The sequence below is a fragment of the Limimaricola cinnabarinus genome, from assembly GCF_002723615.1.
GTDB classification, from domain to species: domain Bacteria; phylum Pseudomonadota; class Alphaproteobacteria; order Rhodobacterales; family Rhodobacteraceae; genus Limimaricola; species Limimaricola cinnabarinus_B.
In genome coordinates this window covers 5,331-6,550 of the sequence record NZ_KZ305000.1, presented here as the reverse complement: position 1 = coordinate 6,550, position 1,220 = coordinate 5,331, and the positions used below count along the sequence as shown (strand labels likewise).

4 protein-coding genes are annotated in these 1,220 nt (G+C 64.8%); all 4 read left to right on the top strand.

The window, feature by feature from the left end; genetic code table 11:
• The first annotated feature begins 109 nt into the window (after positions 1-109).
• A complete protein-coding gene (locus CJ301_RS18180) occupies positions 110-427 on the top strand; it encodes a heavy-metal-associated domain-containing protein (RefSeq protein WP_254050207.1) in 318 nt (105 codons plus the stop codon).
• Positions 424-843, top strand: coding sequence for a mercury resistance system transport protein MerF (gene merF, locus CJ301_RS18175; RefSeq protein ID WP_099278756.1), 420 nt, complete (start codon positions 424-426; stop codon positions 841-843). Before CJ301_RS18180 ends, merF begins: the two co-directional genes overlap by 4 nt.
• On the top strand, positions 840-980 hold the full coding sequence (locus CJ301_RS18920; protein ID WP_162620627.1) for a hypothetical protein: 141 nt from the start codon (positions 840-842) through the stop codon (positions 978-980). The genes merF and CJ301_RS18920 overlap by 4 nt, the downstream gene beginning before the upstream one ends.
• A 3-nt stretch (positions 981-983) precedes the next feature.
• On the top strand, positions 984-1,220 hold a 237-nt coding region (locus CJ301_RS18170; RefSeq protein ID WP_162620626.1), incomplete at its 3' end, for an FAD-dependent oxidoreductase.

The following is a 1,220-nucleotide window of genomic DNA, read 5'->3' as shown; positions in this document are numbered from 1 at the left end:
CCGCACCGCGATGCGCTCCGTTCTCTGGATAGCGGCGGCAGTGATCCTCATTGCCATGCTGTTTCCCTACGCCTCCCCCTACATCCTCTCGTTCTGAAAGCACACTGACATGAGAAACATCCTTTCCGGCGCCCTGGCGCTGTCCGCGCTTTTCGCCGCCCCCGCCTTTGCCGCCGAACAGGTCGTCCGCCTCGAGGTCGGGGGACTGACGTGTCCCTCGTGCTCGTTCATCGTCGGCAACTCGCTGAAATCCGTAGAGAGCGTGGTGATCGAGGACTTCGCCGAGGGCGAAGACCCGAGCGAGGGGCTTTATACGGTCCGTTTCGACGACGAAGTCACCTCCACTGACGCCCTCATCGCGGCGGTCGAAGAGAACGGCTACCCGGCGGCGCTTCTGGAAGACCCGGTGAGTGGCGAGGGTTCGTGAAGCGGGGTCTCGATCATCTCGATCAACCGAGAGAGCAGCCGGACCAGGCCGAGGCGAACCGCCTGCTGAAGGGTGGCCTCGGCGGCGCAATATTCGCGGCGATATGCTGCTTCACGCCACTCCTTGTCCTGGCGCTGGCTGGCGCAGGCCTGTCGGCGGTGACGGGGTGGCTCGACTACGCGCTGTTCCCGCTGCTGTTCGTCAGCCTCGCGGTGGTCGCGCAGGCTTTGTGGCTGCGTGCCGGACGGCCCGGGCCGTCCCCCAAGATCTGGGCCGCGCTCATTGCGGTGCTGCTCTCGGTCTTGATCATCGTTCTGGAGTTTCGCGGGGCGCTGACCCTCACGCTCCTCGCCGCGGCGCTGACCGGTGCCTACGCTCTCTTTCTCAACCGCAAGTCCAGGGAGGTCCGACCATGATGGCGGCTGCCTGCTGTTCTCCCATCGGCCTTTTCACGGGCCTGTTCTCGATGGCCGAGCCTTTGCTGGCGATCGGCGCCATTCTCTACCTGGTCCTCGCCAAACCGAAGACCGATCCGACGACGAAAGTGACCTGAACCATGAATGACTGCTGCTCGAACGAAAACAAAGCATACGACCTCATTGTCGTGGGCGCCGGTTCCGCCGGGTTCTCCGCCTCGATCACCGCCGCCGAGGCTGGCAAGCGCGTCGCGCTCGTGGGCCATGGGACGATCGGAGGGACTTGCGTCAACTTTGGCTGTGTGCCGTCGAAGGTCATGATCCGTGCGGCCGAGGCGCTGCATGGTGCGAGCGCGGCTGCGCGATTTCCCGGCCTG